Consider the following 24,955-nt stretch of genomic DNA (forward strand, 5'->3'; position numbering starts at 1 on the left):
TTCCTCTCTTTAAAGGCGTGCGCCGCGCGCCAATGCCTGCGCGGTCGAAAAAGGGTTACGGCGTATAAAACGGCCTTGTCCGGCGCTGCCGGTAAAGGTGCCGTTGCTGAAAATGACCCTGCCATGAGACAGCGTCTGGCGGATGGCGCCCTGGCAAATAAACCCCTCCCACGGCGAGTAGTCGGCGTTGTCGTGGAGCTGCTGGTGGCGGATGGTGGTGGTTCGTCGCGGGTCGATAATGACCACATCGGCATCCGCGCCGGGCGCCAGCAGGCCTTTTTGCGGCCAGAGGCCAAACAGCTTCGCCGGAGTGGCGCTGGTGAGCGCCACGAAGCGCTCCGGCGAGATCCTTCCGCTCATCACGCCGTGCGAAAACAGCAGCAGCAGGCGGTTCTCAACCCCGGGAAGGCCGTTTGGACAGCGGCTAAAATCGCCGCCGGATAGCTGCCGCCGCTGGGCCATCGAGAAGGCGCAGTGATCGGTTGCCACCACGTCAATGGCGCCATCGGCTATGCCGCACCACAGCGCGTCGTTGTTGCTGGCGTTGCGCAGCGGCGGGCTGAGCAGAAACTGCAGCGCGTCATCACGCTCATAGCAGCGATCGTCGAGCAGCAGATACTGCGGGCAGGTTTCGACCCAAACCGGCTGTCGACGCGCCTGGGCAAGGCGGAGATAATCGAGCCCCAGTCGGTTAGACAGGTGCACGATATACAGCGGCGCGTTGCCGGCAAGCCGGGCCAGGTTGATCGTCCTGGCGATGGCTTCGGCCTCGCACTCCGGCGGACGACTCAAGGCGTGGTAGCGGGGCGCGGTTTTGCCGGCGGCGAGAAATTCGGCGCGCTTTTGCGCAATGGCGGCATCGTTTTCCGGGTGGACGGTGGTGAGCGCTCCGGCGTGATGCAGATGCTTTAGCGCCTGAAGCAACTCGTCATCGTTCAGCTTGTACTGGTAGGTTAAATAGAGCTTAAAGCTGCTGATCCCTGCCTCAACCATCGACGGAATTTCATCAAGAATGGCGTGGTTGATATGCTGAATAACGCCGTGAAAGCTGTAATCGATTGTCGCTTTGTAGGCGGCGTAGCCGTGGTAGGCTTCGAGCTGATGGTGCAGCCGGCAGCCGGCTGGCCCGAAGCCCATATGATCGATAATGGTCGTTGTTCCGCCGCAGGCGGCGGCGCGGGTACCGGTAAAAAAATCATCACAGCTGCGGGCGAGGCCGGTATCAATATTGAAATGCGTGTGGACGTCAACGCCCCCCGGCATCACGTAGCATCCCTCGGCGTCAATTATTTCGCAGGGTTGCTCCACGGCGATGTCTGCCGCCAGCTGGCTGATTAATCCGTTTTCAATCAGCAGGTCCTGTTTGGCCTGGCCGTCAGCGTTGACGACGGTGCCATTTTTAATCAGTACGCGCATAAAAAGCTCCAGACTCCCGTCGCAGGCGGCGGGAGGGATTGCGGATCATTATTATTCTGTTGCCAGCCAGCTAAGCGGGATAGCGGCGTACATTGCGGCGCAGGTCACGAGGTGCGATTTCCAGGTTTTTTCATTCGGGGCGTGGGCTTCCGGCTCTTTGCCGGGGCCAAAGCCAATGACCGGGATCCCGTGACGGCCCATGATCGAAACGCCGTTGGTAGAGAACGTCCATTTATCGACCACCGGCGCTTTGCCGAACAGGCCTTCATAGGCGTTGCTGAGCGCCTGGACGGTAAAGTGGTTCTCCTCTACTTTCCAGGTCGGGAAATAGCACTCTGTGGGGTAGACGAGGCCGGTCCAGGAAGGGCGATCGTAGTTGTACATCGACACCACGGCCCCCGTTTTTTGTACCGCCGGCAGGGCGCGGATTTCGTCCAGCGCGCCTTCCCAGGTTTCTCCCCAGGTCAGGCGGCGGTCGATGGAGACGGCGCAGCTGTCGGCGACCGCGCAGCGGCTTGGCGAGGTAAAGAAGATTTCCGAAACGGTCAGGGTACCTTTGCCGAGGAAGTCGTCGTTGCCCAGATGTCGGGAAAGGTCCTGCAGTTCGTTAAGAATCGGCCCCATTTTGAAAATAGCGTTATCGCCGCGTTCCGGCGCCGAGCCGTGACAGCTGACCCCCTGTACGTCCACGCGGATCTCCATGCGCCCGCGCTGGCCGCGGTATATCTGGCAGTCGGTGGGCTCAGTGCTGACCACGAACTCGGGGCGAATGCCGGACTGCTCGATGATGTACTGCCAGCAGAGGCCGTCGCAGTCCTCTTCCTGGACGGTGCCGGTCACCAGCAGGGTATACTCATCCTCCAGGCCCAGGTCTTTGATGATTTTTCCGGCATACACCATTGAGGCCATGCCGCCTTCCTGATCCGACGTCCCGCGCCCGCCGATCAGCTCGTCGGTCTCCATACCCTCGTAGGGGTCGAAATTCCAGTTTTTGATATTGCCGATGCCCACGGTATCGATATGCGCATCCATTGCCACCAGGCGCGGGCCGTGGCCGATATAGCCGAGTATGTTGCCCATCGGGTCGATTTCAACTTTGTCGAAACCGACCTTCTCCATCTCTTCTTTTATTCGCTGGACGACGCGCTTTTCGTCGCAGCTTTCGCTGGGTATGGCCACCATATCGCGTAAAAAGCGGGTCATGTCCTGCTGGTAGTGGTTGGCTCTTTCGAGAATCAGTTTGAATGGAATTTGCTTTGCCATGGATTCGTTCTCCGGTCCTGTTTTCCCGCCGCGCGGGATGAGTTGAAAAGTATGCTGAGGCCTATCGCGTCGCCGGGTGTTTGCCTTCCCAGACCACTTCCCGGTAGTGCTTCACGTCGGTGTCACCTTCGGTGCTGATGACCAGCACGATGGAGTCGCTGTCCAGCCTGAGCTTGTGCATTAGCGCTTCGCGCTGGGGATGAAAATGTACGGCGGCCAGCACTCCGAGACCGACGGCGCCGGACTCGCCGGAAATCACCCGCGGATCGTCGCCGGTAGGGTTACCCAGCACGCGCATCCCGAGGGCGGCAACGGCGTCCTGACAGGAGATAAACTGGGTGGCGCAGTTGCGCAGAATTTCCCAGCCCAGCGGGTTGGGTTCGCCGCAGGCCAGGCCGGCCATGATGGTGGCCATTTCGCCGCCGACGTTGACGATTTGGCCTTTAACGCCGGAGCGGTATAAGCAGTCGGCCAGCTCAGGTTCGATAATCACCGAATGCAAATTGTTGGCGCCATAGGCGTCGACCAGGTAGCCCAGCACGCCGCCCGCCATCGCGCCGACGCCGGCCTGCAGGAACACGTGAGTGGGGCGGGCAATTCCCATCGAGGAGATCTGCTCGACCGCTTCGTCGGCAAGGGTGGCGTAGCCTTGCATAATCCAGGTCGGGATGCGGGTATATCCTTCCCAGGCCGTATCCTGCACCACCTCCCAGCCGTTTTGCTGCGCCGTTTGCAGAGTGAAGCGCACGGTATCGTCGTAGTTCATTTCGGTGACGATACATTCGGCGCCGAGGCGTCGGATGGCGTCGACGCGCTCCTGAGCAGACCCTTTTGGCATGTAGATCACCGCATTCTGCCCCAGCTGCTGGGCGGCCCACGCCACGCCGCGGCCGTGGTTGCCGTCGGTGGTCGTCGCGAAGGTCATCTTCTCCGTCATGCCGGGCCTGAACGTGTCGAAGGAAAATTCGTTGATATCCAGGCGGTATTTTTCGCACAGCAGCTGCGCAATGGCCCAGGCGCCGCCGAGCATCTTGAATGCGTTCAGGCCGAAGCGCTGCGATTCGTCTTTGACCAGAATCCGGCCCAGGCCAAAGAGGGCGGCAAGGTCGTTCAGGGCATACAGCGGGGTGGGTTTATAGCCGGTGATTTTTTGATGAAAATGGCGCGCCTGTTTCGCCTGCTGGCGAGAAAAAAGCGGCGAACTGATGGCGTTAAAAAACCGATTATCGGCAATATCCATTTTCAATGAGAAAGCAGACATACTCTTTCCTTATCCTTCATGGCGTGAGCGGAGAGCCGGCCAGCAGGCCGGCCTGAGGGGTTATTTGATTCGTTTTTGCGCTTCGACGAGCAGTTGTTCCAGCAGCAGGCCGGGTTTGGCATATTTACGGCAGAGGATCATCGAGGCGATGATGTACGGCTTCCAGCTCGCCTCTTTGTAGGTGGCGATGCGATATTTTTCGAAGACCGCTTCGGTGACTTCGCCTTCAGCGCAGGAGACGCCGGTGATATCGGCCGGCAGGCAGTGCATATACAGAGCGTCGCCGGTTAGCGCCATCATCTCTTCGGTGCAGTGCCAGTCTTTATGATTAGCGTTCTGTGCCAGACAGGCCGCCTCAAGGGCTTTCAGCCCTTCGCGATCCTCGGCGCGCAGCAGTTCGGTACGCTTTTCCATCACTTTGTACGGCGCCCAGGATTTCGGGTAGACGATATCCGCATCCTTGAAGGCCTCTGCCATCTCGGTGACCTGGCGGAAGCTGCCGCCGGAGGCCTCGGCGTTGTTTTTCGCCACTTCGATAACGTCGGGGATCAGATCGTAGCCTTCCGGGTGGGCGAGGGTGACATCCATACCGAAACGGGTCATCAGGCCGATGATGCCCTGCGGAACCGAAAGCGGTTTGCCGTAGCTGGGTGAGTAGGCCCAGGTCATGGCGATTTTTTTGCCCTTGAGATTCTCTAACGATCCGAAATGCTCCCGCAGCCAGGCGAGGTCGGCCATTGCCTGCGTTGGGTGATCGATGTCGCACTGCAGATTGATAAGCGCCGGGCGCTGCGGCAGCACGCCCTGACGATAGCCGTCGTCGAGCGCTTCGCCCACTTCGCGCATATAGGCGTTGCCGGCGCCAAGGTACATATCGTCGCGGATGCCAATAGCGTCAGCGCAGAAGGCGATCATATTGGCCGTTTCACGCACGGTTTCGCCGTGGGCGATTTGCGATTTCCCCTCGTCCAGGTCCTGCTGCGCAAGTCCGAGCAGGTTCAGCGCCGAGGCGTAGGAAAAGCGCGTACGGGTTGAATTATCGCGAAAAACCGAAATTCCCAGACCGCTATTGAAGACTTTGGTGGCGATATTTTCCGCGCGCAGAGTTTTCAATGCCGCCGCAACGTCCAGTACCTGTTTTAGCTCATCCGGGGACTGCTCCCACGTCAGCAGGAAGTCCTTCTGATGAAGATGCGAGTTCAGCTTGTTGATATCCTTAATCAGGTCGTTAACAGTTTTCATTTTTTAAATCCTGGAGTGAGTGACGGCTTAATGATTGCTGTGCGGTCGGAAAAGGGTGGTGACTGAATAGCGACTGCCAGCGCTATATTTCTACTAACAATAAGCATGCCAGTTCATACAGCCCCAGGCGTAATATGGCTGAGGTGGCGAAAATTATGCGAGGGATGTCACGAAATATAGTTTCGAATGGGGGCGGGAAATAATAACCGGGCGATCCTGTCAGGAGGGGAGTGAAAGCACTTCCCGCATCCGGCGAGATATACCAGCGGCAGCGACGTTAAAACCCACCAAAGTGATAAAGGCGGCGCGTCTATTCTCATATTGATATGAAAATGTGATACTTCTTACATATTTTCGTCAAGGAATGAAAAAGAAACCTGCCTCAGTCAAATATTGTTGGCGGCTGGGTTAGTATCATGACCGAAGAATAAGAGCAGTCACATTGCCAGATATCTCAGCTGGTTAGTGATATTAAAAGGTTTATTATGATGACCTCGAACACATTTTCCGTTTTGATGCAGATTCAGCCGACCATTCAGCGTTTTGCCAGGATGCTATCCAGCGTGCTTCAGCTCGAAGTTGAAATTGTCGATAACACGCTATGCCGGGTTGCCGGGACCGGCGTGTATGCCAAATCGCTGGGGCGCAAATTAAATACAGATTCGCGACTTTTGCGCTACATTATTGAAACAAAAAAAGAGAAGGTGGTGACCCATTCCCGCTTTGACCCTTTATGTAAAGAGTGCACCAGTAAAGATAGCTGTAAAGAGAAAGCCTTTCTTGGTACGCCGGTTATTTATCAGGATCGGTGCGTCGGAGTCATTAGCCTGGTGGCATTAACCTGCGAGCAGCAGGAGCGTATTAATGACAACCTGCGCGAGTTTTCCGATTATGTCCGCCACGTCTCCTCGATATTTGTTTCCCGGCTGCTGGAGGACCAGGGCGGCAGCGATAATATCCAGAAAATGTTTTTAACGATGATCGAAAATATGGATCAGGGGGTCCTGGTTATTGGTCACGATCAGAAGGTCAAGTTTGCTAATCACACGGCGTTAAAAACTCTCGGGGTGAACCAGGGAAATATGATCGGTAAACCCATCAATTTTAGGCCGCTGACTTTTGAGCATAATTTTACTCGCGGCCATATGCAGCACGTGATCTCATTCGATAACAAGACCGAAATGATTATTGGCCAGCTGCACGCGGTTCAGGATCAGTGGCTGTTTTTAATGGCCTTCCATCAATCGCACTCATCTTCAAGTTTAAGCGCCTCTGTGGAAGAGCCGCAGATTGAGCAGATGGTGGGAGAGTGCCGGTCGATGCGCCAACTGAAAAAGCTGATCAGGCGCATTGCGCCCAGCCCCTCAAGCGTCATGATTGCCGGCGAAAGCGGCACCGGGAAGGAGGTGGTCGCCAGAGCGATACATAAGCTCAGCGATCGTCAGGCCAAACCTTTTATCGCCATCAACTGCGCGGCCATTCCTGACCAACTGCTGGAAAGCGAGCTCTTTGGCTACGTCAAGGGCGCTTTTACCGGCGCCTCGGCGAACGGCAAAACCGGGCTAATCCAGGCGGCGAACCACGGCACGCTGTTTCTCGACGAGATTGGCGATATGCCGCTGACGCTGCAGGCTAAGCTGCTGCGGGCCATTGAGTCGCGAGAAATCCAGCCCGTCGGCGCCAGCCATCCGGTGCCCGTCGATATCCGCATTATTTCGGCGACTAACCAGAATCTCGAACAGTTTATCGTTGCCGGCAAATTCCGCGAAGATCTCTACTACCGGCTCAACGTTATCCCTCTGATGCTGCCGCCGCTGCGGGAACGTCAGGATGATATCGAGTTGCTGATTCACTACTTTCTGCAGCTGCATACGAGGCGCCTGGAGCTGGTCTACCCCGGCGTGGCTGCGGAGGTCGTCGCCATGCTCAAGGGCTACCGCTGGCCGGGTAATATTCGCGAGCTGAGCAACCTGATGGAGTATCTGGTCAACGTGGTTCCCTCAGGCGAGGTTATCGACGCCTCACTGCTGCCGCCCAATATCATCAGCAGCGCCAGGCTGGCGGAGCGTGAGCCGGCCGCCGTCGGCCCGCTGAGCGTGCCGGGAGAAGAGGAGAGCGTCACGGCGCTGGATGAGATGGAAAGGCAGATGATCCGCGAAGCGCTAACCCGCCACAGCAATAAGAAGCAGGCGGCAGATGAGCTGGGTATTGGCATTGCCACGCTGTATCGTAAGATTAAAAAGTATGAGCTGGTGGGGCTGTAAAAGCGCCGGCCGCAGGGGCTGAAAGCGCCCCGCGTATCACTCTGAGAGTCCGGTTATCAAAATCGCTACCGGGCGCCCGCTGCGTTGCCGCTATTTGATGAATTTGGAGTTGTTCGTTTTTTGAGCGCAATGTTCAAAGCGATCCGCCGTCGTGCTTGCTCGCTTCAGTCGCCATTTCATAGTCTTAACGGGATGAATGGCACCGTTCTTGCCTTGTGATGTTCTCTTCGGCCGCCGCGGCGGCCGGTAGCAAACATGATAAGGACAGGAACATGGCGCAAACCAATGACAATATCGCTCCCTCATCCGTACCCTCGCGACACGCTTTTTTTTCAAAACCGCGTATTATCGCGCGACCGGGATTTAACCGCTGGCTGGTGCCGCCGGCCGCGCTGGCGGTGCATCTCTGTATTGGGATGGCCTACGGTTTTTCCGTTTTCTGGCTGCCGATGTCGCAGCTGGTGGGCGGCAGCGGATCGCTGCCGTGCCGGGTCACGATGTCCTTCTGGCAGCAGCTTTTTACCCGCGAATGCGACTGGAAAATCTCGCTGCTAGGCTGGACCTATACGCTGTTTTTTGTCTTTCTTGGCTGCTCCGCGGCGCTGTGGGGAAGCTGGTTGGAAAAGGTCGGGCCGCGGCTGGTGAGCTTCATCGCAACGCTATGCTGGTGCGGCGGGCTGCTGCTCTCAAGCGTCGCCATCTATTTTCATCAGCTCTGGCTATTGTGGCTGGGGGCAGGGGTTATTGGCGGAGTCGGCCTTGGGCTGGGCTATATTTCACCGGTCTCGACCCTGCTGCGCTGGTTCCCCGATAAGCGCGGAATGGCCGCCGGCATGGCGATAATGGGCTTTGGCGGCGGCGCGCTGGTGGGGGCACCTCTGGCAAACGCGTTGATGAATTTTTTCGCCGACGCGACGGGTAACGGCGTCTGGCAGAGCGTTCTGGCGCTGTCAGCCATCTATGCCCTGTTTATGCTCTGCGGTACCTTCGGCTATCGTCTGCCGCCGATGGGCTGGCATCCTGCCGGGGAGAAGGCGCTAAAAGTGATGAGCGCGCATTCCACCATTCAGGTACACGTCAGCGTAGCCTGGCGCACGCCGCAGTTTTGGCTGCTGTGGCTGGTGCTGTGGCTGAACGTGACGGCGGGGATCGGTATTTTAGGGATGGCCTCACCCATGCTGCAGGAGATTTTTGCCGGCAAGCTGCTGGCGACGAGTCTGCAATGGCACGAGCTTAACGCCGACCAGCTGCGGCGCATCGCGACTATGGCGGCAGGCTTTACCGGGCTGCTGAGCCTGTTTAATATCATCGGCCGCTTCTTCTGGGCTTCGGTTTCGGATCTTTGCGGCCGGAAAATGACCTTTGCCATGATTTTTCTTCTCGGCGCCGCGCTGTACGGCTCCCTGCCGCTGATCAACCACGGCGGCTACGTCGCCATTTTCGTCTGCGCCCTGTGCGTTATCATTTCGATGTACGGCGGCGGCTTTGCCACTATCCCCGCCTATCTGGCCGATATCTTCGGCGCGCAGATGGTGGGGGCGATTCACGGGCGTCTGCTGACGGCATGGTCCGCCGCCGGTATTAGCGGCCCGGTTTTAGTGAATTATTTACGCGAATATCAGCTGGCCCAAGGGCTTGCTCCACAGCGGGTGTACGATATTACGCTGATGGTCCTCACCGGGCTGCTGGTTATCGGCCTGATCTGCAACCAGCTGATCCGCCCGATACCGCAAAAATATGCCATGTCCGCCCAGGAACAGCAGCAGGCGAAGGGGCTGTATACGGTGAATGAAAACGCGCAGCTCAGCTGGGAGCCGCGGCCGTCGCGGGCGCTGATGGCCTTGAGCTGGTTTGCGGTAGGAGTGCCTCTGCTGTGGGGAATAGGGAGCACCTTCCAACAGGCGGTGAAGTTCTTTATGTAGCTATCCGTCAGGCAAGCGCCCGCCGGGGCATTGGCCGGGTGCTCGCTAAATCGCCGTTTATCAAAATAATTCCCATTCGACCCGTCGGTGATACACTACATACTGTGATCTTTGTCATACCGTAATTAAAACAGAGAAAAGAGACACTGCTATGCAACATATCATTGAGGGTTTCCTCAACTTCCAAAAAGAGATCTTTCCCCAGCGTAAAGAGCTTTTCCGCAGCCTGGCTTCCAGCCAGAATCCCAAAGCGCTTTTCATCTCCTGCTCCGACAGCCGTCTGGTACCAGAACTGGTGACCCAGCAGGAACCTGGACAGCTCTTTGTTATTCGTAATGCGGGTAATATCGTTCCTTCCTTCGGGCCGGAGCCGGGTGGGGTCTCAGCTACCATTGAGTATGCGGTTGTTGCCCTCGGGGTGACCGATATCGTGATTTGCGGCCATTCGAACTGCGGCGCGATGACGGCGGTTGCAACCTGTCAGTGTCTGGACTCCATGCCGGCGGTTTCCCACTGGCTGCACTACGCCGATGCGGCCAGAGCGGTGGTTGACAGCAAAACCTGGAATAGCGAAATCGATAAAGTGAATGCGATGGTGCGCGAGAACGTCATCGCCCAGCTTAACAATATCAAAACGCACCCGTCGGTAGCCGTCGGCCTGCGCGACGGCGCGCTGCGCCTGCACGGCTGGGTATATGATATCGAAAGCGGCGCGATTGGCGCCCTGGATAAAAACACCAAATCCTTCGTCTCGCTCTCTGAAAACCCTGAAGTTTTCTTCGAGTAATTCTTCAACAGGGCATGGAAGCCCTGCATCCCGCACCGCGCCGCCACTCTCCGTTACGCCCGCGCTGGCCTGATACAGGCTTTGCCAATCACCAGCAGCGCGACAATCAAAATGAACCCCGTCCCGCTGAACAGATAGAGCGAGCCGGTGACCCCGATAGCATCAGAACAGTATCCCGCGCCGATCGACACCAAAGCCGAGATCGCCATCTGCAATCGGTAGCTTCTGGCGATCGCGGTCGGAACCTGCTGTTGATCGAAGCTTCTGAGCAGCGTATAGACGGCGAGGGAAAACACGACGTTGGAGAAAACGTGCGCCACAAAGACCAGCGCCAGCGCCAGGTAGGGCGACGGTGAGAAGGGGAGCAGCCCGTAGCACAGCAGAAAAATCGCCAGGCAGCCGATCGACAGCCCGTTGCTGCTGCTGTTTTTTTCAAAACGCGCGGGATTGAGCAGCAGTGGCCCAATCAGCTGGCCGAGACTGCGGGTAAAAAGCAGCGCCAGGGCGATCGTTTGTTCCGGCGATCCTGAAAGCCCCCCGGGAGCGAGCCCCGGGAGCAGCGCCATTGCCGGCGCGCCCGCAGCGGCCAGCAGAGGCAGCAGCAGCATCGCGCGGCGCTGGGAATGGTTCAGGGTCTGCCAGCGCAGCGGGGATACGCTGCGGATGTGATTGACAAAATGCGCGCTGAAGTGCGTTTTCGCCCGTCCGAGTATGAGGACGGCGGCGGCGAAGCTCAGCAGATCGATAACCAGCAGATAAGCCGCGCTCATATATCCGATCAGGGCTAACCCCAGGCCAATGCCGCAGAGCACGTTACCGGCAAAAATAATGCTTTCGAGGGTAGTGGCGACCGGGAGTTCATCTTCGACAAGGCCGGTTTTGAATATTTTACTCAGCGCCGGGAAGGTCATGCCGGTGGTGAACGCCCCGATTGCCTGAGCGATGAGAAGCAGCGGGATGGAATCCATCGCCACGGCGTAAAACGGTGCCGCCAGGCCGATAAGTCCGAGCCCCTCGCCGAGTATCAGGATCGTAAAGGGGCTCAGGTGCTGGCAAAAGCGTTCCCCCGCGATGCTGCCGAGGAGTCCGGGGACGGTGGAAAGAATGTAGGCGAGAGCCAGCGACGCGACGGGGGCCGACAGGCGGATCAGTTCACTAAAAACGACGATCCAGGTGATGCCGTTGCCTATCGAGGAGATAAGAAACGCGAGAGCGAGCAGACGCAGCCACGGCTTGTCCGCCACGGTCCGGAGAAGGATTCGAATCATTGTCATGTCCGTAATAAGCGAAAAATTACCCTTTCAGCCACGGGCTAGCTGCCGTTAGCTGAAAAATTAATACGATTGTCATCGGGCTTATTTCAGGACATTACATAACCAAGGGTCCGGCGGGGATGAGTGAATGTGTTAATTTAATATTGCATATTTGTAGCGTTGTCAACGCCGGGCGCTGACAACGCTATCGGAAGCCAGGCTATGCGCCGGGCGCCTTACAGCACGCCGTCGCCGCCGTCCGAGCACCAGACCTGGCCGGAGGTGAACGAGCAGGCGTCAGAGGCCAGCGTCACGTACAGCGGGGCAATTTCGACCGGCTGTCCCGGGCGACCGAGCGGAGTATCCGCGCCAAACTGGCGGACCTTCTCCTCAGGCTGGCCGCCGCTGGATTGCAGAACCGTCCAGTAAGGACCGGGCGCAACGGCGTTGACGCGGATCCCTTTTGGACCCAGCTGCCTGGCTAATGATTTGGTGAAGGCCACAAGGCTGGCTTTTGTCTGAGCATAATCAAACAGTATCGGGCTGGGCTTAAAGGCCTGAACCGAGGAGGTGTTGATGATAGCGCTATGCTCTTTGAGATGGCGCAGCGCGGCTTTGGTTATCCAGAACGGCGCGTAGACGTTGGTTTTGAAGGTGGCGTCAAAATCCGCCGTCGTGAGTTCCGCCAGAGACTCGCAGTACTGCTGACGTCCGGCATTATTGACCACAATATCCAGACCGCCCAGCTCTCTGGCGGCCTTTTCAACCAGCGCTTCGCAGAAAGATTCGCTGCGAATATCGCCGGGAATAGCCGCCGCTTTGCGCCCGGCGGCCTCAATCAGAGCGATGACCTCTTCGGCGTCGGCTTCTTCCTCCGGCAGATAGTTTATCGCCACGTCCGCTCCTTCACGAGCAAAAGCAATGGCCACCGCGCGGCCGATACCCGAATCGCCGCCGGTAATCAGCGCCCTCTTGCCGGCAAGCCTGGCAGATCCGACGTAGCTTTCCTCGCCATGATCCGCAACGGGCAGCATTTCTGATGCCAGGCCGGGGGGCGTTTGCGGCTGGTCAGCAAAGGGGGGACGGGGATAGTTTGCGCTGTGTCTGGCGTTGTCGCTCATATGAAGTTCCTCCAGCTAAATATTAAGCATAGGCTCTGTGACGGCCAGCTAAAGATATTTAACGAGTCAATTAACCCGTGTTGCAAAAATTATTATGCTATCCTCTGGAGTATGTTTCCGTAATTATCTGATAATCCATCAAGTTTTATATATGTGGTCGGAGCGGACTGCGGTTATTTTTAGGATTGTTCCGGCGGCAGGGGCGGAAATTTATTGCTGGCGCGATGGGGGGAATTTCCCTGCGCGCAGCGCGCGCCCGCGAAATTAACCGAAAAACCCGCATGGTATTAATTTTATGTTCTTTACAAACTCCCGTATTTTACCGCTGAAAATAGAGTTCAGCCCTGCTCTGTTTGTTATCCAGCAGCGGGTTACGCAGGATGGAGTGAGATGTTTAAATTTATTTCTCGCGGTATCTTTTCGTCCTGAACCGCCGAGAATACGGCGCGACGGTTTGACACCGGCCTTATATCACTTACTGTTAACGCTCGACGGCGATGATTTGCTATTGCGGATCATTTTATATTACCGCCGCCCGCAACGGAGGATAAATAATATGTCCCTGTCTACCATGAATGACCCTGATAAAGCCGGCCAGCATCCGGCAAAAGACGATCCCCGTGAGCGGGGGGAAATACCGCGTAAAAGGGATGATAGCGAGGATCGGAAAAAAGATCCCTGGCATCCGGCCCCCGAGCGGCGCTAAGGGCAGGCGTCGCCTGCCCGCTGGTGAAACGCGTCAATGGCGGCTAGCGCTCGATAAACGGCAGCCACCGCCGCGGACGCGCTGCCGGCTGCGACGCGGCTTTGGCCATCGCCGCACCGATCTCCGCGCACACCGTAAGCCCCTGAACGAACGGGCGGTCGTGCATCAGATAGGGCAGTGCGCCAAACGCAATACGCCCGCGAACGATGTCCGGCTGAAGTAGAGTGTAGTCTTCACCGACTTCGGGGATAGCGTCTCCGGCGGCGAGGATCTGCCCGCGCAGCGTCGGAAACGGCAGGTCTTTAGTCTTAAGCGGCTTTTGCCCGCGGGCATCGATAAATACATCGAAGGCGTACGTGGATTGCCCAACGGTAATTTCCGTCAGGTTATCCTCAATGGCGATGGCGTAATCGGGGCCAAGGGGGAGAATGTCGATCGCGCCTGCCTCGCGCAGCGCCAGCAGCCGGCGAATGGATTGTGAAGGGATCGCCGCGTAATTATCGATAAATACCCGGGCCAGGCCGGCGCTAAACCGCTTGCTGTCCCGGGAGTCGAGGTGGGGAACGATGGCCTGGACCGCTTCGTGCAGTCTGAGGATCGCGTAGCGCCAGGCTACGGTGCGCCTGTCACGCTTGTTGCGTTCCACCTCAATGAGATTCTCCTCAGCCCAGCGGAAAGGGTCACATTTCCTGCGCGCGGCGAACCAGGCATCGTGGAAGCTGTCGGCGTTGAGCGCGTGAAGGGCTATCTCCCGGCTCCACCGCGGGTCGGCTGCGTCAATTTCCTGCGCCATCAGCGCAAAGACCCGGTCGAGCAGCCCCTCGGGTCCGGCGGCGATTTGCTGTTGAATAGCTTCGTCGCTGGCGATGGCTAAAGGCTCATAGGGGATGGGGCAGTAGAAATCTGCTTCAGGTAGGATCCCGGAGCGGGACATCATCACCATCTTCAGCTCCTCGCTGCCGCGATCCAGTCTGAAGCTAAGCGACTGGTCCTCGGCCTCCACAAACTCCCCGTGCTGCGCGGCCACCGCCATGACGGCATCGATACCGCTGAGCGACGTTCCCATGACTCCGACCCGACAGGGCGCGATACGCGCGCTCATTAGCCCTGACCACGGGCTCGGGAAGTGGGCGCGCGGCGTGGTATCGTCATCAGGCCAGACGTGGCCGGTGGCGATGACCGCAAGGTCAAAACGCGCGGGTTCTGCCACACCCTGGGCGGAAAGCATCACGTCTGCGGGAGTGACCTGCAGATCCTCTACCTGGCAGGATTCGTGGATCGCGACCGCAAACCCGCGCTGGCGGGCTGCGGCAACCAGCTGCTGAAACTGGTCATGGAAATATTCGCCCAGCAGCAGGCGCGGCAGGAACTGGCGGACATGCAGGGATTCTTTACGCACCCCGTAGCGCGCCAGATGCTCAGCGCTCAGCCCCTGCAGCCACTCAATATAGGTCGAGAAAATGGGGGGGATTTCGATGCTGGCAATGTTCGCCAGCATCATCCGCGCGGTGTCTTCCTTGCTATAGGGCATCCCGACGCCGGCCCGATCGGCCTGTTCATAGATGGAGACGGCAAGCGGTACCGCGCTCTGTAAAAGCGCGTGAAAAGTATAAATCCCCGTCGGTCCGGCGCCGATAATCGCAATTTTCTTCATTGATATGGGCTCGTTGTTTTAGGCGCAGCCATCCATTAGCGGGCTGCCGCTGAAGGTGTCCCTAAGGGCACTACCCGAAGTATAAACGAGGGATGGCGGGGCAGCGGTAAAGTGCCTGTTGCTGATAGCGAATGGTTGGCTGAAGCTGCGGGGAGCGCCATGTCATTAAAGAGGGCTTAAAATCATCTTGCCCGGTAAGCCGGTACCAGGCACTGCATATCATCGAGTGAACGGGCGTGAATAATAACCGGCGCGGCATTTTTCTGGCAATAATAAAGGCGTGTCGATTTTAACAATTGTGGGGATATTATGATTAAATTGTGCTTATTTAATGTAGATGTAATTCATTTATTTTAATGCGTTTAAAATTTAAATATAAATCATGTATCTGATTGATTTTACTGTGATATTTAAATATAACAGTCTGCCGTTTAATTATCGGCTTGATAATAAATCTCATTTCTAATAACGTAGAGCGGCACAATAATCCGATTGGCTGCCGATCGGAATACGCTATCAAAGAATAGCGTGGCGCGTTTATTTCTTCATTTTTCCAGGGCGGAATTTTTTCGGTGCAAATGGTTAATTAATATCCCGATATGACCTCGGGGGGCTTTGCTTTCGCCAAAACCAGAGAAGATGTTCTGTGCCTGGAAGTCGCTGCCGGTGTTTATCTGACGAATGAAGAAGGCGTGCCCCGACGGCAATAAAAGAAAACAGGGCATATTCCATGAAACATTATTCACACTACTCGCTGGCCGTGCTGATTCATATGGCTATCTGGGGAGTGGGGTTGCCGGCGCAGGCCGCTGACGACAGCACTCCAGACGAAACGAAGAGATCCGCCGCGGCAACCGCATCGGAGAATCACGACGAAACGATGGTCGTTACCGCGGCCGCGCAGACTCTCCAGGCCCCCGGCGTTTCCACCATCACTGCCGATGAAATCCGCAAACATCCACCCGCACGCGACGTTTCCGAACTGATTCGCACCCAGCCCGGCGTCAACCTGACGGGCAACTCCACCAGCGGTCAGCGCGGCAATAACCGCCAGGTCGATATTCGCGGGATGGGGCCTGAGAACACGCTGATTCTGGTGGACGGTAAACCGGTGACCAGCCGTAACTCCGTGCGCTACGGCTGGCGCGGTGACCGCGACACGCGCGGTGACACCAGCTGGGTACCGGCGGAAATGATCGATCATATCGACGTTATTCGCGGCCCGGCGGCGGCCCGCTACGGCAATGGCGCAATGGGGGGCGTGGTCAATATCGTCACTAAACCGACCAGCAGCGAGTGGCATGGTTCCTGGAATACCTATATGAACGCCCCTCAGCACCGTAAAGAGGGTTCGACGAAGCGCACGAACTTCAGCCTAAACGGTCCGCTGTCGGATGAGGTCAGCTTTAATCTATGGGGCAATCTGAGCAAGACGCAGGCCGATGCCCAGGATATTAACTCCGGCCATGAAGCGGCACGAACCGGTACCTATGCGGGATCCTATCCTGCAGGGCGCGAAGGCGTTGTGAATAAAGATATCCACGGCAAGCTGCGCTGGGAGTTTGCGCCGATGCAGGCGCTGGAGTTCGAAACCGGCTACAGCCGTCAGGGCAACCTGTACGCCGGCGACACCCAGAACACCAACACCAGCACGCTGGTAAAAAGTATGTACGGCAAGGAGACCAACCGCCTCTATCGCCAGACTTATGGCGTGACCTGGACCGGCGGCTGGGATAACGGGGTGACCAGCAACAGCTACGCCCAGTATGAACATACCCGCAACTCCCGGATGAACGAAGGGCTGGCGGGCGGAACGGAGGGCATCTTCTCCAGCAGCGAATTCTCGGATATCGACCTGTCGGACGTGCTGTTGCACAGTGAAGTGAATATTCCGTTTACCCTCGGGGTTGAGCAGAATCTGACGCTGGGCACCGAGTGGAACCAACAGCGGATGAAGGATGGCGTGTCGACCACCCAGTCTCTCTCCTATGGCTCCATCGACGGCATCTCGGCAACCGGGCGCAGTCCGTACTCCAGCGCCGAAATTTTCTCGCTGTTTACCGAAGACAATATCGCGCTGACGGATAGCACCATGCTGACGCCAGCCCTGCGCTTTGACCACCACAGTATTGTCGGCAATAACTGGAGCCCATCGCTGAACCTCTCCCAGGGGCTCTCAGATGACTGGACGCTGAAGCTGGGAATTGCCCGCGCCTATAAAGCGCCGAATCTCTACCAGCTCAACCCGAACTATATTCTGTACAGTAACGGCCAGGGCTGCTACGCCAGCAGTTCCGCCTGTTACCTGATGGGTAATAGCGATCTGAAGGCAGAAACCAGCGTCAACAAAGAGATCGGCCTTGAGTATAAGCACGAGGGTTATCAGGCGGGGCTGACCTGGTTCCGCAACGACTACCGCAATAAGATTGAATCCGGCTACTCGGCGGTAGGCACGGCCAGCAACGGCACGACCAATATTTATCAATGGGAAAACGTGCCGAAGGCGCTGGTAGAAGGGCTGGAAGGCTCGCTAAGTCTGCCGGTGAGCGAAACGGTCAGCTGGAGCAATAACCTGACGTGGATGCTGCAGAGCAAGAACAAGACCACCGGCGATCGCCTGTCGGTGATCCCGCAGTTCACGCTGAACTCGACCGTGAGCTGGCAGGTGCGTGACGATCTCTCTTTACAGAGCACCTTCACCTGGTATGGCCGCCAGAAGCCGAAGCGCTTTAACTATAAAGGTGAGGCGGTGTCCGCAAGCGAGCTAAACGAAGTCAGTCCATACAGCATCGTTGGGCTGAGCGCGACCTGGGACGTGAATAAAAACCTCAGCCTGACCAGCGGCGTGGATAACCTTTTTGATATTCGCCACTATCGCGCCGGTAATGCGCAGACGACGGGGAACTCGACAACCGGGGCTTATCTGTATGGTGCCGGCGCGGAAACCTACAACGAGTCGGGGCGGACGTTCTATGTGGGCGTGAATACGCATTTCTAAGGCGTCATTCATCGCGGGCCGGAATATTTGCTATTCCGGCTTTTTTTTGCCGCCAGCTAAAACGGCAGAGGGAAGCTTCACGACTTGTCCGTAGCGTTTGCCGGGCGGATTGCTGGCGCTGAAAGCGCTTGCGGTCCGTGCTGCCCACAGGTCCGATCAAGAATCCGGGGCTCTGGGATATCAGGTTGGCAGCAGGCGTAAGGGATTAAATGAGTTTAAATGCCGTGGAATAAGGGGGCGTTGCGTAAGGCTGAACGGCTGCAGGAAGGGCTTCTTTCGAGGAAAATGCACCAGATTAAGAAAATCTGGTGCGTCCGAGTGGACTCGAACCACCGACCCCCACCATGTCAAGGTGGTGCTCTAACCAACTGAGCTACGGACGCATTTGGTGCGTTTAATTGGACTCGAACCAACGACCCCCACCATGTCAAGGTGGTGCTCTAACCAACTGAGCTATAAACGCTTTATGGTGCGTTCAATTGGACTCGAACCAACGACCCCCACCATGTCAAGGTGGTGCTCTAACCAACTGAGCTATGAACGCAATGTTGTGGTGACAACGGGGACGCATATTAGCGATCGGGAGAGGTTGTGGCAAGAGGCAAACGTCACTTTTCTTGCAGATCGCACGCGATTGCGGAAGTTTTACTCATATTGCCTATATTTTACTGATGATAAAGGATATTTGTTGTCCCGTTCCGCCCGGCAGGTTTTATCGACCGGTCGTCAGGGGGGCTTTACCTTGCCCGGAGGGGAGTCCATTGAATAGCGGGGCGTTCAGGCGAAGCCGGATACCTCTACCGGTACTTCATACGGCCAGTTCGTAGTCATTGACGTTGCGCCTGGGGTATTAGACGTGACGCGTCGCACTTAATTAAAAGCATCTGCGCGGGCCGTTTATAGTATTGATGTTCCCAAGATCGCCGCTGCGGCCTTTTTATGGTTTTAGCAGGCGTTGAATGTTATTTAAATATAAGGCGAAGGGTGAAGAGTGCGCAGATTATCAACAGGATCAGAATGAGCTCAAAACGATAGCGTTGCAGCATAGTGCTCTCCTAAAAAAATCGGCGCTGAAGCAGCGCCGATTTACTACGAAACCAGACTAACCCGATTAATTATGCAGCCGGCTGTGCAGCAGGTTTAGCCGCAGCATGGTGTTTGGTGGTTTTGTGATGTTTTTTAGCAGCCTGAGCTTTCTGCGCTACCGGTTTAGCAGCGGCTTTGTGGTGCTTTTTAGCGGCCTGGGCTTTCTGGGCAGCGGCTGGTTTAGCGGCGGCTTTGTGGTGCTTCTTAGCGGCCTGGGCTTTCTGAGCGGCAGCCGGTTTAGCTTCAGCTTTTTTGTGTTTTTTCACAGCCTGAGCTTTCTGCTCTGCGGCCGGTTTAGCGGCGGCTTTGTGATGTTTTTTGTGATGAGTGGTCCTGGCAACGGTGCTGTGAGTTGCAGCAGCCGGAGCCTGAGTGGTGCTTACCGCGTCAGCGGCGAAAGCAGCAGAAGACAGACCCATAGCAGCGGCAACGACCAGAGCTAATACTTTTTTCATTCTGATATCCTCGAAAATGTTTCTTCAGTTAACCCCACTGCGGGGCTGTTGAAACAACTATATGCTGGTCATTGCGGGAGTTCAGTGAGTGTTTGGTATCGGCAGGTAACCGAATGTACGATGAGGTGGCGGGAGAGCGTAAGAGGTTATCCGCTAACGAGAAAGCGTTAGCGGAGGTGGAGCATAGCTTAGCCGCGCGGCGTTCGGGCAAGCGTTGAGACAAGCTCCTGGCGGGTCATGCGTACGCAATAGGCGGGTGTGCCGCGTTCAAAGCGCCACCCCTCGGACAGCGGCCCGGCGTCAACGGCATCAAAACCAAAGGCTTCGTACAGCGCGGCGGCGATGGCTTTCCCCTCTGCGTCATCGCCCGCCAGCGGCAGCGCCCGGCGATTTTCCGCCCCTGCGGGTAAGCCATCGCTTTCCAGCTGCGTCATCGGAATGGCGTTAAAGGCTTTGGTTATTCTGGCGGCGGGCAGGATACGCGCCAGTAATTCACTGGTGGTGGTTTGCCCGCTATCGAGCTCGGCGATTTCGCCGTCCCGGTCAGGGTAGTAATTGACCGCATCCACGACCTGTTTATTTTTAATACCGGCGACCGGCAGCGCGTTTACGGCGCTGAGAGGGACGGCAATCACCACCACCTCGCCAAATTCGGCGGCTTCGTCTGCGCTGCCAACCTGACAGCCGATCATCGGCCGCAGGCTGAACAGCGTCTGCGGCCCCCGCGAGTTGCTGAGCATGACTTCATGCCCGGCCTGCAGGGCAAGTTTCGCGATAGATCGCCCCACAAACCCGGCACCTATTATTCCGATCTTCATCTTTCACTCCTGACAAATTGCCTCGTTGAGTGAATAAATTTAATTCCCTCATCACAGAAGATAAATCGTAAGATGGTTGCATGATAAACAACTAAAATGAGTGAATCATGGACCAGCTCACCAGTATGAAGGTTTTCGTCAAGGCGGCGGAAACCGGCTCATTTGCCGCCGTCGCCGAGCAGCTGCAGCTTTCGCCGCAGATGGTTGCCCGCCACGTGGCCGCGCTGGAGGCGCATCTCGGCACCTCACTCATCGCGCGGACGACGCGACGGCAAACGCTTACCGATATCGGCCGCAGCTATTATGAACGCTGCCGCGTGGTGCTGGACGAAGTCGCCGAGGCGGACGCGCTGGCGCTGGAGATGAAAGCGACCCCCTCAGGCATCATCAGAGTCAATGCGCCGGTCACCTTCGGCTCGCATGCGCTATCGACGTTTATCACCGACTATCTCGCCCGCTACCCCGATGTTCAGGTTGAGCTGACGCTCAGCGATCGTATCGTCGACCCGATAGAAGAGGAGTTCGAGGTCATTATTCGCATCGGCGATCTGGCCGACAGCACGATGGTCGCCTGGCCGCTTCTCCCTTACCGGCTAATTGCCTGCGCCTCTCCTGACTATATTTTGCGCCGCGGCGAGCCGCAGACGCCGGCCGATCTGCAGCAACACTCCTGCCTGGTCTACGGCCACTGGTCGGCCATGAACGCCTGCCGCTGGCAGTTCACCAGGGAGGGAACCACGGTAGAAGTGAAACCCGCCGGACGCTTCCGCTCGAACGACTGGAAAGCGCTGATGAACGCCGCTCTCGCCGGGCACGGCATCACGCTCGGGCCTGAAGAGGTGCTGAGAGTTGAAGTTGAGCAGGGGAGGCTGGTGCAGGTTTTATCTGGATTTTCCGGCCCTTCGCGGCCGATGCATGTGCTGGTGCCGGCCGGACGCCGACGAACGACCAAAATAAAATGCTTTGTGGAGGCGCTGAGAAAGGCGCTAGGTCCGCGCGGACCCGGCTATCGCTGAGAAACGGCGCCCCACAAACGGGGCGCCGCAGGAGGCTAGCGCGCAGCGCGCTGTAAAATGACGTTCGACGGCTGACGCTGGAGGAAGCGCATCCGCAGCATCATCAGGATCGCCGCGGAGGTTAACCCGATAATAAATCCACACCAGAAGCCGGCAGGCCCCATACGCGGAACGACCATATCGGTTAATGCCAGCACGTAGCCGCTCGGCAGCCCCAGAACCCAGTAGGCGGTGAAGGTAATAAAGAAGATTGAGCGCGTATCTTTATAGCCGCGCAGGATCCCGCTGCCAATGACCTGGACGGAGTCAGAAATCTGATATATCGCCGCCAGCAGCATCAGCTGGGAAGCCAGCACCACCACTTCCGGGTTGTCGTTATAGAGGAGCGCGATTTGTTTACGCATCAGGATGGTGAAAATCGCGGTGATCGCGGCCATACAGACGCCAACGCCGACGCCGGTTCTGGCGGAGGTTTGCGCATCCAGGGTTGAGCCCTGACCGAGGCGAAAACCGACGCGGATAGTCACCGCCGCCGCCAGCGATAGCGGTAAAACGAACATCAGCGAGCTGAAGTTAAGCGCAATCTGATGGCCGGCGACATCGACAATGCCCAGCGGAGACACCAGCAGCGCAACCACCGCAAACAGGGTCACTTCGAAAAACAGCGCCAGCGCGATCGGCAGCCCAAGCTGAACCAGACGCTTGAGGACGGCGAAATCCGGCTTGCTGAACCCCTCGGCGCCCCGAATATCACGCATTGAGCGCGACCGGCGAACCCAGGAGATCATGCTGAAAAACATCACCCAGTAAACGGAAGCCGTTGCCACGCCGCAGCCAACGCCGCCCAGTTCCGGCATCCCGAAATGGCCGTAGATAAAGATGTAGTTTACCGGGATGTTCACCAGCAGGCCGATGAAGCCCATAACCATCCCCGGCTTGGTTTTCGCCAGGCCTTCGCACTGGTTACGCGCAACCTGGAAGAAGAGGTAGCCTGGAGCCCCCCACAGCAGCGCGCGCAGGTAGCCGACGGCTTTATCCGCCAGCGACGGGTCAATATTATGCATTGAGCTGATGATATAGCCGGCGTTCCACAGCACCACCATCACCAGCACGGAGACGAACCCCGCCAGCCAAAAACCCTGGCGCACCTGGTGCGCGATGCGCTCACGGCGCCCGGAGCCGTTGAGCTGAGCGACGACCGGGGTTAACGCCAGCAGCAGGCCGTGACCAAAGAGGATCGCCGGCAGCCAGATAGAGGTTCCGATAGCAACTGCCGCCATATCGGTGGCGCTATAGCCGCCCGCCATGACGGTATCGACGAAGCCCATTGACGTCTGGGCCACCTGCGCAAGGATGACGGGAATAGCCAGTGCCAACAACTGACGCGCTTCAATGAAGTACTTCTGCACCTGTACACCTTTATATTGTTGTTATTTTGAGACTAAAAAAGCCGCCGTAAATGGCAGCGAGAAGAAAAAACAGAGGGATTAGCCAGTCTATTGTAGCGAGGATTAGCCATTAAGCCAGTGAAAAAATGGTAGGGCACGATGCGTGCTGGCAACCTTATTTACCACCTGTTATTGTTCCCGATTAATATATTGTGAGCATTTCTACAGGAGCAAAGCATGTTTACTGGCATTGTGCAGGGGACCGCTAGAGTGGTGTCCATCGATGAGAAGCCCAACTTTCGTACCCACGTGGTGGAACTGCCTGAGCACATGCTCGACGGACTTGAAACCGGCGCGTCGGTTGCGCACAACGGCTGCTGTCTGACGGTAACCGAGATTGACGGCGCGCGCATCAGTTTTGACCTGATGAAAGAAACCCTGCGTATTACTAACCTCGGCGCCGTGCGTCAGGGTGACGTGGTGAACGTCGAGCGCGCGGCGAAGTTCAGTGACGAAATCGGCGGCCATCTGATGTCCGGCCATATTATGACCACCGCTGAGGTGGTTAAGATCCTGACCTCGGAAAATAACCGCCAGATCTGGTTCAAGGTCCAGGACCCGACGCTGATGAAGTACATTCTGTATAAAGGCTTTATCGGCGTTGATGGCATCAGCCTGACGGTTGGCGAAGTCACGCCGACGCGCTTCTGCGTGCACCTGATCCCGGAAACGCTGCAGCGCACCACCCTGGGCGTGAAAAAGCTGGGTGACCGGGTGAATATCGAAATTGATCCGCAGACGCAGGCGGTGGTCGATACCGTTGAGCGCGTGCTGGCGGCGAAAGAGGCCGTGCAAAAGGCGACGGAAGAGTAATAGTCCCGGGTCGTCTGCTATGCGATCTTTCTGCCGAATTCAGCGGGGTGCCAGGCCCCGCTGCAGGCGTTTTCCGCGCCTAACGTGCAGCATCGCGGAAATAAAGACAGGATGGGCAAAAAAAAGCCTGCCGGTGCAGCCACCGGCAGGCGTGATAGGTGGATGCAGGCTTAGCGCGCAACGCGAAGGCCGTTCTCAACGCCGCGAGAAAACACCACCTGCCACAGCTGAATATCGCGCGCGCGGAAGGCGCCGGCGCAGGCGTTCAGATAATAGCTGAACATGCGCTTGAAACGCTCGGTATAGTTATCGGCAATATCCGGCCAGCTGGCGAGGAACCGCTCGTACCAGGCCATCAGCGTGGTATCGTAATCGGCGCCTATATTGTGCCAGTCTTCCATAACGAAATGCGTTTCGCTGGCTTGCGCAATATGGCGTACCGACGGCAGGCAGCCGTTAGGGAAGATATATTTATTGATCCACGGATCGACGCTCAGGTCCGTTTTGTTTGAACCGATGGTGTGCAGTAAAAAACGACCGTCCGCTTTCATATTTCGGTCGACTACATCGAAATAGGTCGCGTAGTTTTTCGGCCCCACGTGCTCAAACATACCGACGGAAACTATCCGGTCAAAACTATCATGTAAGTCGCGATAGTCCTGCAGCAGGATAGTGACGTCTAATCCTTCACACCGCTGCTGGGCCATTTTTTGCTGTTCGGCAGAAATGGTCACGCCAACCACGCTAACGTGATAATTTTTTGCCATGTAATAGGCCAGACCGCCCCAGCCGCAGCCAATATCCAGCACCCGCATCCCGGGCTCAAGCTGCAGCTTACGGCAAATAAGATCTAATTTAGCCTGCTGGGCCTCTTCCAGAGATTGCGCCTCTTTCCAGTAAGCACAGGAATATTGCATATAGGGATCGAGCATCCGACTAAAAAGATCGTTGCCAAGATCGTAGTGCTCTTTGCCGACTATCCAGGAACGTTTTTTACTTTGCAGATTGAACAGGCGAGCGGCAGCAATACGCAGCGTGTCTTTGATATGGCGGGGAAGCTGGTTTTCCAGCCCGGCGCGCAGCACCTTGTGGAAGAAAATATCCAGACGCTCGCAGTCCCACCAGCCGTCCATATAGCTTTCACCTAACCCCAGAGACCCTTCCTGTAGTACGCGCTTAAAAAAGAGGGGGTTTTTTATCCGTAGATCGGCGGGAGCGGGGCCATTAATTTCAATACCCGCACGACCGAGTAACTCAGCTGTAATTCGGTACCAGTCATCATTTGGTACACTTACTTCTTCTATACACGATGAACTCATAGCTTCTCCATCACGCCCAAGTGATCAGAACCTTAAAACAGCGTAGACGCTTTTTTTGGCATTGTGAGAAATCTCACGGAAAAATCCGTGAAGCTGCTATCCGACGTAGAACA

At 56.8% G+C, this 24,955-nt stretch carries 19 protein-coding genes and 3 tRNA genes; 7 read left to right on the top strand and 15 right to left on the bottom strand.

What is annotated here, in order from left to right; all coding sequences use genetic code 11:
- Positions 1–9: 9 nt before the first annotated feature.
- The 4 genes from hydA to ygeW all read right to left on the bottom strand — a co-directional run bounded on the left by hydA (position 10) and on the right by ygeW (position 5,182).
- A complete protein-coding gene (hydA, locus tag GO007_RS19995; protein WP_095103003.1) occupies positions 10–1,416 on the bottom strand; it encodes a dihydropyrimidinase in 1,407 nt (468 codons plus the stop codon).
- A gap of 51 nt (positions 1,417–1,467) precedes the next feature.
- Complete coding sequence (locus GO007_RS20000) at positions 1,468–2,679, bottom strand: YgeY family selenium metabolism-linked hydrolase (RefSeq protein WP_095103004.1); 1,212 nt, start codon at positions 2,677–2,679, stop codon at positions 1,468–1,470.
- A 61-nt stretch (positions 2,680–2,740) separates the two neighbouring features.
- The gene (gene dpaL, locus GO007_RS20005; protein WP_095103005.1) at positions 2,741–3,940 is read right to left on the bottom strand and encodes a diaminopropionate ammonia-lyase; all 1,200 of its coding nucleotides are present in this window, start codon (positions 3,938–3,940) and stop codon (positions 2,741–2,743) included.
- A 60-nt stretch (positions 3,941–4,000) separates the two neighbouring features.
- Complete coding sequence (gene ygeW / locus GO007_RS20010; RefSeq protein WP_095103007.1) at positions 4,001–5,182, bottom strand: knotted carbamoyltransferase YgeW; 1,182 nt, start codon at positions 5,180–5,182, stop codon at positions 4,001–4,003.
- Between the two features lie 485 nt (positions 5,183–5,667).
- On the opposite strand from ygeW, the gene GO007_RS20015 reads away from it, so the two are divergent.
- The 3 genes from GO007_RS20015 to GO007_RS20025 all read left to right on the top strand — a co-directional run bounded on the left by GO007_RS20015 (position 5,668) and on the right by GO007_RS20025 (position 10,155).
- Complete coding sequence (locus tag GO007_RS20015; RefSeq protein ID WP_095103014.1) at positions 5,668–7,446, top strand: sigma-54 interaction domain-containing protein; 1,779 nt, start codon at positions 5,668–5,670, stop codon at positions 7,444–7,446.
- Positions 7,447–7,718: 272 nt separating this feature from the next.
- On the top strand, positions 7,719–9,368 hold the full coding sequence (locus tag GO007_RS20020) for an OFA family MFS transporter (RefSeq protein ID WP_095103567.1): 1,650 nt from the start codon (positions 7,719–7,721) through the stop codon (positions 9,366–9,368).
- 151 nt (positions 9,369–9,519) lie between these two features.
- Complete coding sequence (locus GO007_RS20025; protein WP_095103016.1) at positions 9,520–10,155, top strand: carbonic anhydrase; 636 nt, start codon at positions 9,520–9,522, stop codon at positions 10,153–10,155.
- A gap of 53 nt (positions 10,156–10,208) precedes the next feature.
- Here GO007_RS20025 and GO007_RS20030 read toward each other — a convergent pair whose 3' ends face one another.
- Together GO007_RS20030 and GO007_RS20035 are read right to left on the bottom strand one after the other, a co-directional pair.
- Complete coding sequence (locus GO007_RS20030; RefSeq protein ID WP_095103018.1) at positions 10,209–11,423, bottom strand: MFS transporter; 1,215 nt, start codon at positions 11,421–11,423, stop codon at positions 10,209–10,211.
- Between the two features lie 221 nt (positions 11,424–11,644).
- A complete protein-coding gene (locus GO007_RS20035; protein WP_095103020.1) occupies positions 11,645–12,529 on the bottom strand; it encodes an SDR family oxidoreductase in 885 nt (294 codons plus the stop codon).
- 556 nt (positions 12,530–13,085) lie between these two features.
- Here GO007_RS20035 and GO007_RS29210 point away from each other — a divergent pair.
- Complete coding sequence (locus tag GO007_RS29210) at positions 13,086–13,235, top strand: hypothetical protein (protein ID WP_223261812.1); 150 nt, start codon at positions 13,086–13,088, stop codon at positions 13,233–13,235.
- Between the two features lie 43 nt (positions 13,236–13,278).
- Here GO007_RS29210 and GO007_RS20045 read toward each other — a convergent pair whose 3' ends face one another.
- Positions 13,279–14,889 (bottom strand): FAD-NAD(P)-binding protein, encoded by a 1,611-nt coding sequence (locus GO007_RS20045; RefSeq protein ID WP_095103023.1) that lies wholly within the window; start codon positions 14,887–14,889, stop codon positions 13,279–13,281.
- 730 nt (positions 14,890–15,619) lie between these two features.
- Between GO007_RS20045 and GO007_RS20050 the strand changes: the two genes are divergently transcribed.
- On the top strand, positions 15,620–17,887 hold the full coding sequence (locus GO007_RS20050; RefSeq protein ID WP_095103025.1) for a TonB-dependent siderophore receptor: 2,268 nt from the start codon (positions 15,620–15,622) through the stop codon (positions 17,885–17,887).
- Between the two features lie 306 nt (positions 17,888–18,193).
- On the opposite strand, the gene GO007_RS20055 is transcribed toward GO007_RS20050, so the two are convergent.
- From GO007_RS20055 to GO007_RS20075, 6 genes are all read right to left on the bottom strand, one after another.
- A tRNA-Val gene (locus tag GO007_RS20055) sits at positions 18,194–18,270 on the bottom strand.
- Positions 18,271–18,273: 3 nt separating this feature from the next.
- Positions 18,274–18,350 (bottom strand) — tRNA-Val (locus GO007_RS20060).
- Between the two features lie 4 nt (positions 18,351–18,354).
- A tRNA-Val gene (locus tag GO007_RS20065) sits at positions 18,355–18,431 on the bottom strand.
- A gap of 418 nt (positions 18,432–18,849) precedes the next feature.
- Complete coding sequence (gene ydgU / locus GO007_RS29735) at positions 18,850–18,933, bottom strand: small membrane protein YdgU (RefSeq protein WP_455430947.1); 84 nt, start codon at positions 18,931–18,933, stop codon at positions 18,850–18,852.
- 69 nt (positions 18,934–19,002) lie between these two features.
- Positions 19,003–19,428: an acid resistance repetitive basic protein Asr gene (gene asr, locus GO007_RS20070; RefSeq protein WP_095103027.1), complete on the bottom strand. Its 426-nt coding sequence runs from the start codon at positions 19,426–19,428 to the stop codon at positions 19,003–19,005.
- Positions 19,429–19,616: 188 nt separating this feature from the next.
- Positions 19,617–20,246, bottom strand: coding sequence for an NADPH-dependent F420 reductase (locus GO007_RS20075; protein WP_095103029.1), 630 nt, complete (start codon positions 20,244–20,246; stop codon positions 19,617–19,619).
- 107 nt (positions 20,247–20,353) lie between these two features.
- On the opposite strand from GO007_RS20075, the gene GO007_RS20080 reads away from it, so the two are divergent.
- A complete protein-coding gene (locus GO007_RS20080) occupies positions 20,354–21,262 on the top strand; it encodes a LysR family transcriptional regulator (RefSeq protein WP_095103031.1) in 909 nt (302 codons plus the stop codon).
- A gap of 35 nt (positions 21,263–21,297) precedes the next feature.
- Here the strand turns inward: GO007_RS20080 and mdtK are convergent, their stop codons facing one another.
- Positions 21,298–22,671: an MdtK family multidrug efflux MATE transporter gene (gene mdtK, locus GO007_RS20085; protein ID WP_095103033.1), complete on the bottom strand. Its 1,374-nt coding sequence runs from the start codon at positions 22,669–22,671 to the stop codon at positions 21,298–21,300.
- Positions 22,672–22,887: 216 nt separating this feature from the next.
- Between mdtK and GO007_RS20090 the strand changes: the two genes are divergently transcribed.
- Positions 22,888–23,523: a riboflavin synthase subunit alpha gene (locus tag GO007_RS20090; RefSeq protein WP_095103035.1), complete on the top strand. Its 636-nt coding sequence runs from the start codon at positions 22,888–22,890 to the stop codon at positions 23,521–23,523.
- Between the two features lie 170 nt (positions 23,524–23,693).
- Here GO007_RS20090 and cfa read toward each other — a convergent pair whose 3' ends face one another.
- Positions 23,694–24,842 carry a cyclopropane fatty acyl phospholipid synthase gene (gene cfa, locus GO007_RS20095; protein WP_095103037.1) on the bottom strand — a complete coding sequence of 383 codons (1,149 nt, stop codon included), beginning with the start codon at positions 24,840–24,842 and terminating at the stop codon, positions 23,694–23,696.
- Positions 24,843–24,955: the final 113 nt, after the last annotated feature.

It is taken from the genome of Klebsiella sp. 10-1 (assembly GCF_009758445.1).
Lineage (GTDB): Bacteria > Pseudomonadota > Gammaproteobacteria > Enterobacterales > Enterobacteriaceae > Klebsiella > Klebsiella scottii.

Bases quoted from the DNA above. Each gene is read 5' to 3' on its own strand.
- hydA (WP_095103003.1), bottom strand. From the start codon at position 1,416: ATGCGCGTACTGATTAAAAATGGCACCGTCGTCAACGCTGACGGCCAG.
- GO007_RS20000 (WP_095103004.1), bottom strand. From the start codon at position 2,679: ATGGCAAAGCAAATTCCATTCAAACTGATTCTCGAAAGAGCCAACCAC.
- dpaL (WP_095103005.1), bottom strand. From the start codon at position 3,940: ATGTCTGCTTTCTCATTGAAAATGGATATTGCCGATAATCGGTTTTTT.
- ygeW (WP_095103007.1), bottom strand. From the start codon at position 5,182: ATGAAAACTGTTAACGACCTGATTAAGGATATCAACAAGCTGAACTCG.
- GO007_RS20015 (WP_095103014.1), top strand. From the start codon at position 5,668: ATGATGACCTCGAACACATTTTCCGTTTTGATGCAGATTCAGCCGACC.
- GO007_RS20020 (WP_095103567.1), top strand. From the start codon at position 7,719: ATGGCGCAAACCAATGACAATATCGCTCCCTCATCCGTACCCTCGCGA.
- GO007_RS20025 (WP_095103016.1), top strand. From the start codon at position 9,520: ATGCAACATATCATTGAGGGTTTCCTCAACTTCCAAAAAGAGATCTTT.
- GO007_RS20030 (WP_095103018.1), bottom strand. From the start codon at position 11,423: ATGATTCGAATCCTTCTCCGGACCGTGGCGGACAAGCCGTGGCTGCGT.
- GO007_RS20035 (WP_095103020.1), bottom strand. From the start codon at position 12,529: ATGAGCGACAACGCCAGACACAGCGCAAACTATCCCCGTCCCCCCTTT.
- GO007_RS29210 (WP_223261812.1), top strand. From the start codon at position 13,086: ATGTCCCTGTCTACCATGAATGACCCTGATAAAGCCGGCCAGCATCCG.
- GO007_RS20045 (WP_095103023.1), bottom strand. From the start codon at position 14,889: ATGAAGAAAATTGCGATTATCGGCGCCGGACCGACGGGGATTTATACT.
- GO007_RS20050 (WP_095103025.1), top strand. From the start codon at position 15,620: ATGAAACATTATTCACACTACTCGCTGGCCGTGCTGATTCATATGGCT.
- ydgU (WP_455430947.1), bottom strand. From the start codon at position 18,933: ATGCTGCAACGCTATCGTTTTGAGCTCATTCTGATCCTGTTGATAATC.
- asr (WP_095103027.1), bottom strand. From the start codon at position 19,428: ATGAAAAAAGTATTAGCTCTGGTCGTTGCCGCTGCTATGGGTCTGTCT.
- GO007_RS20075 (WP_095103029.1), bottom strand. From the start codon at position 20,246: ATGAAGATCGGAATAATAGGTGCCGGGTTTGTGGGGCGATCTATCGCG.
- GO007_RS20080 (WP_095103031.1), top strand. From the start codon at position 20,354: ATGGACCAGCTCACCAGTATGAAGGTTTTCGTCAAGGCGGCGGAAACC.
- GO007_RS20090 (WP_095103035.1), top strand. From the start codon at position 22,888: ATGTTTACTGGCATTGTGCAGGGGACCGCTAGAGTGGTGTCCATCGAT.
- cfa (WP_095103037.1), bottom strand. From the start codon at position 24,842: ATGAGTTCATCGTGTATAGAAGAAGTAAGTGTACCAAATGATGACTGG.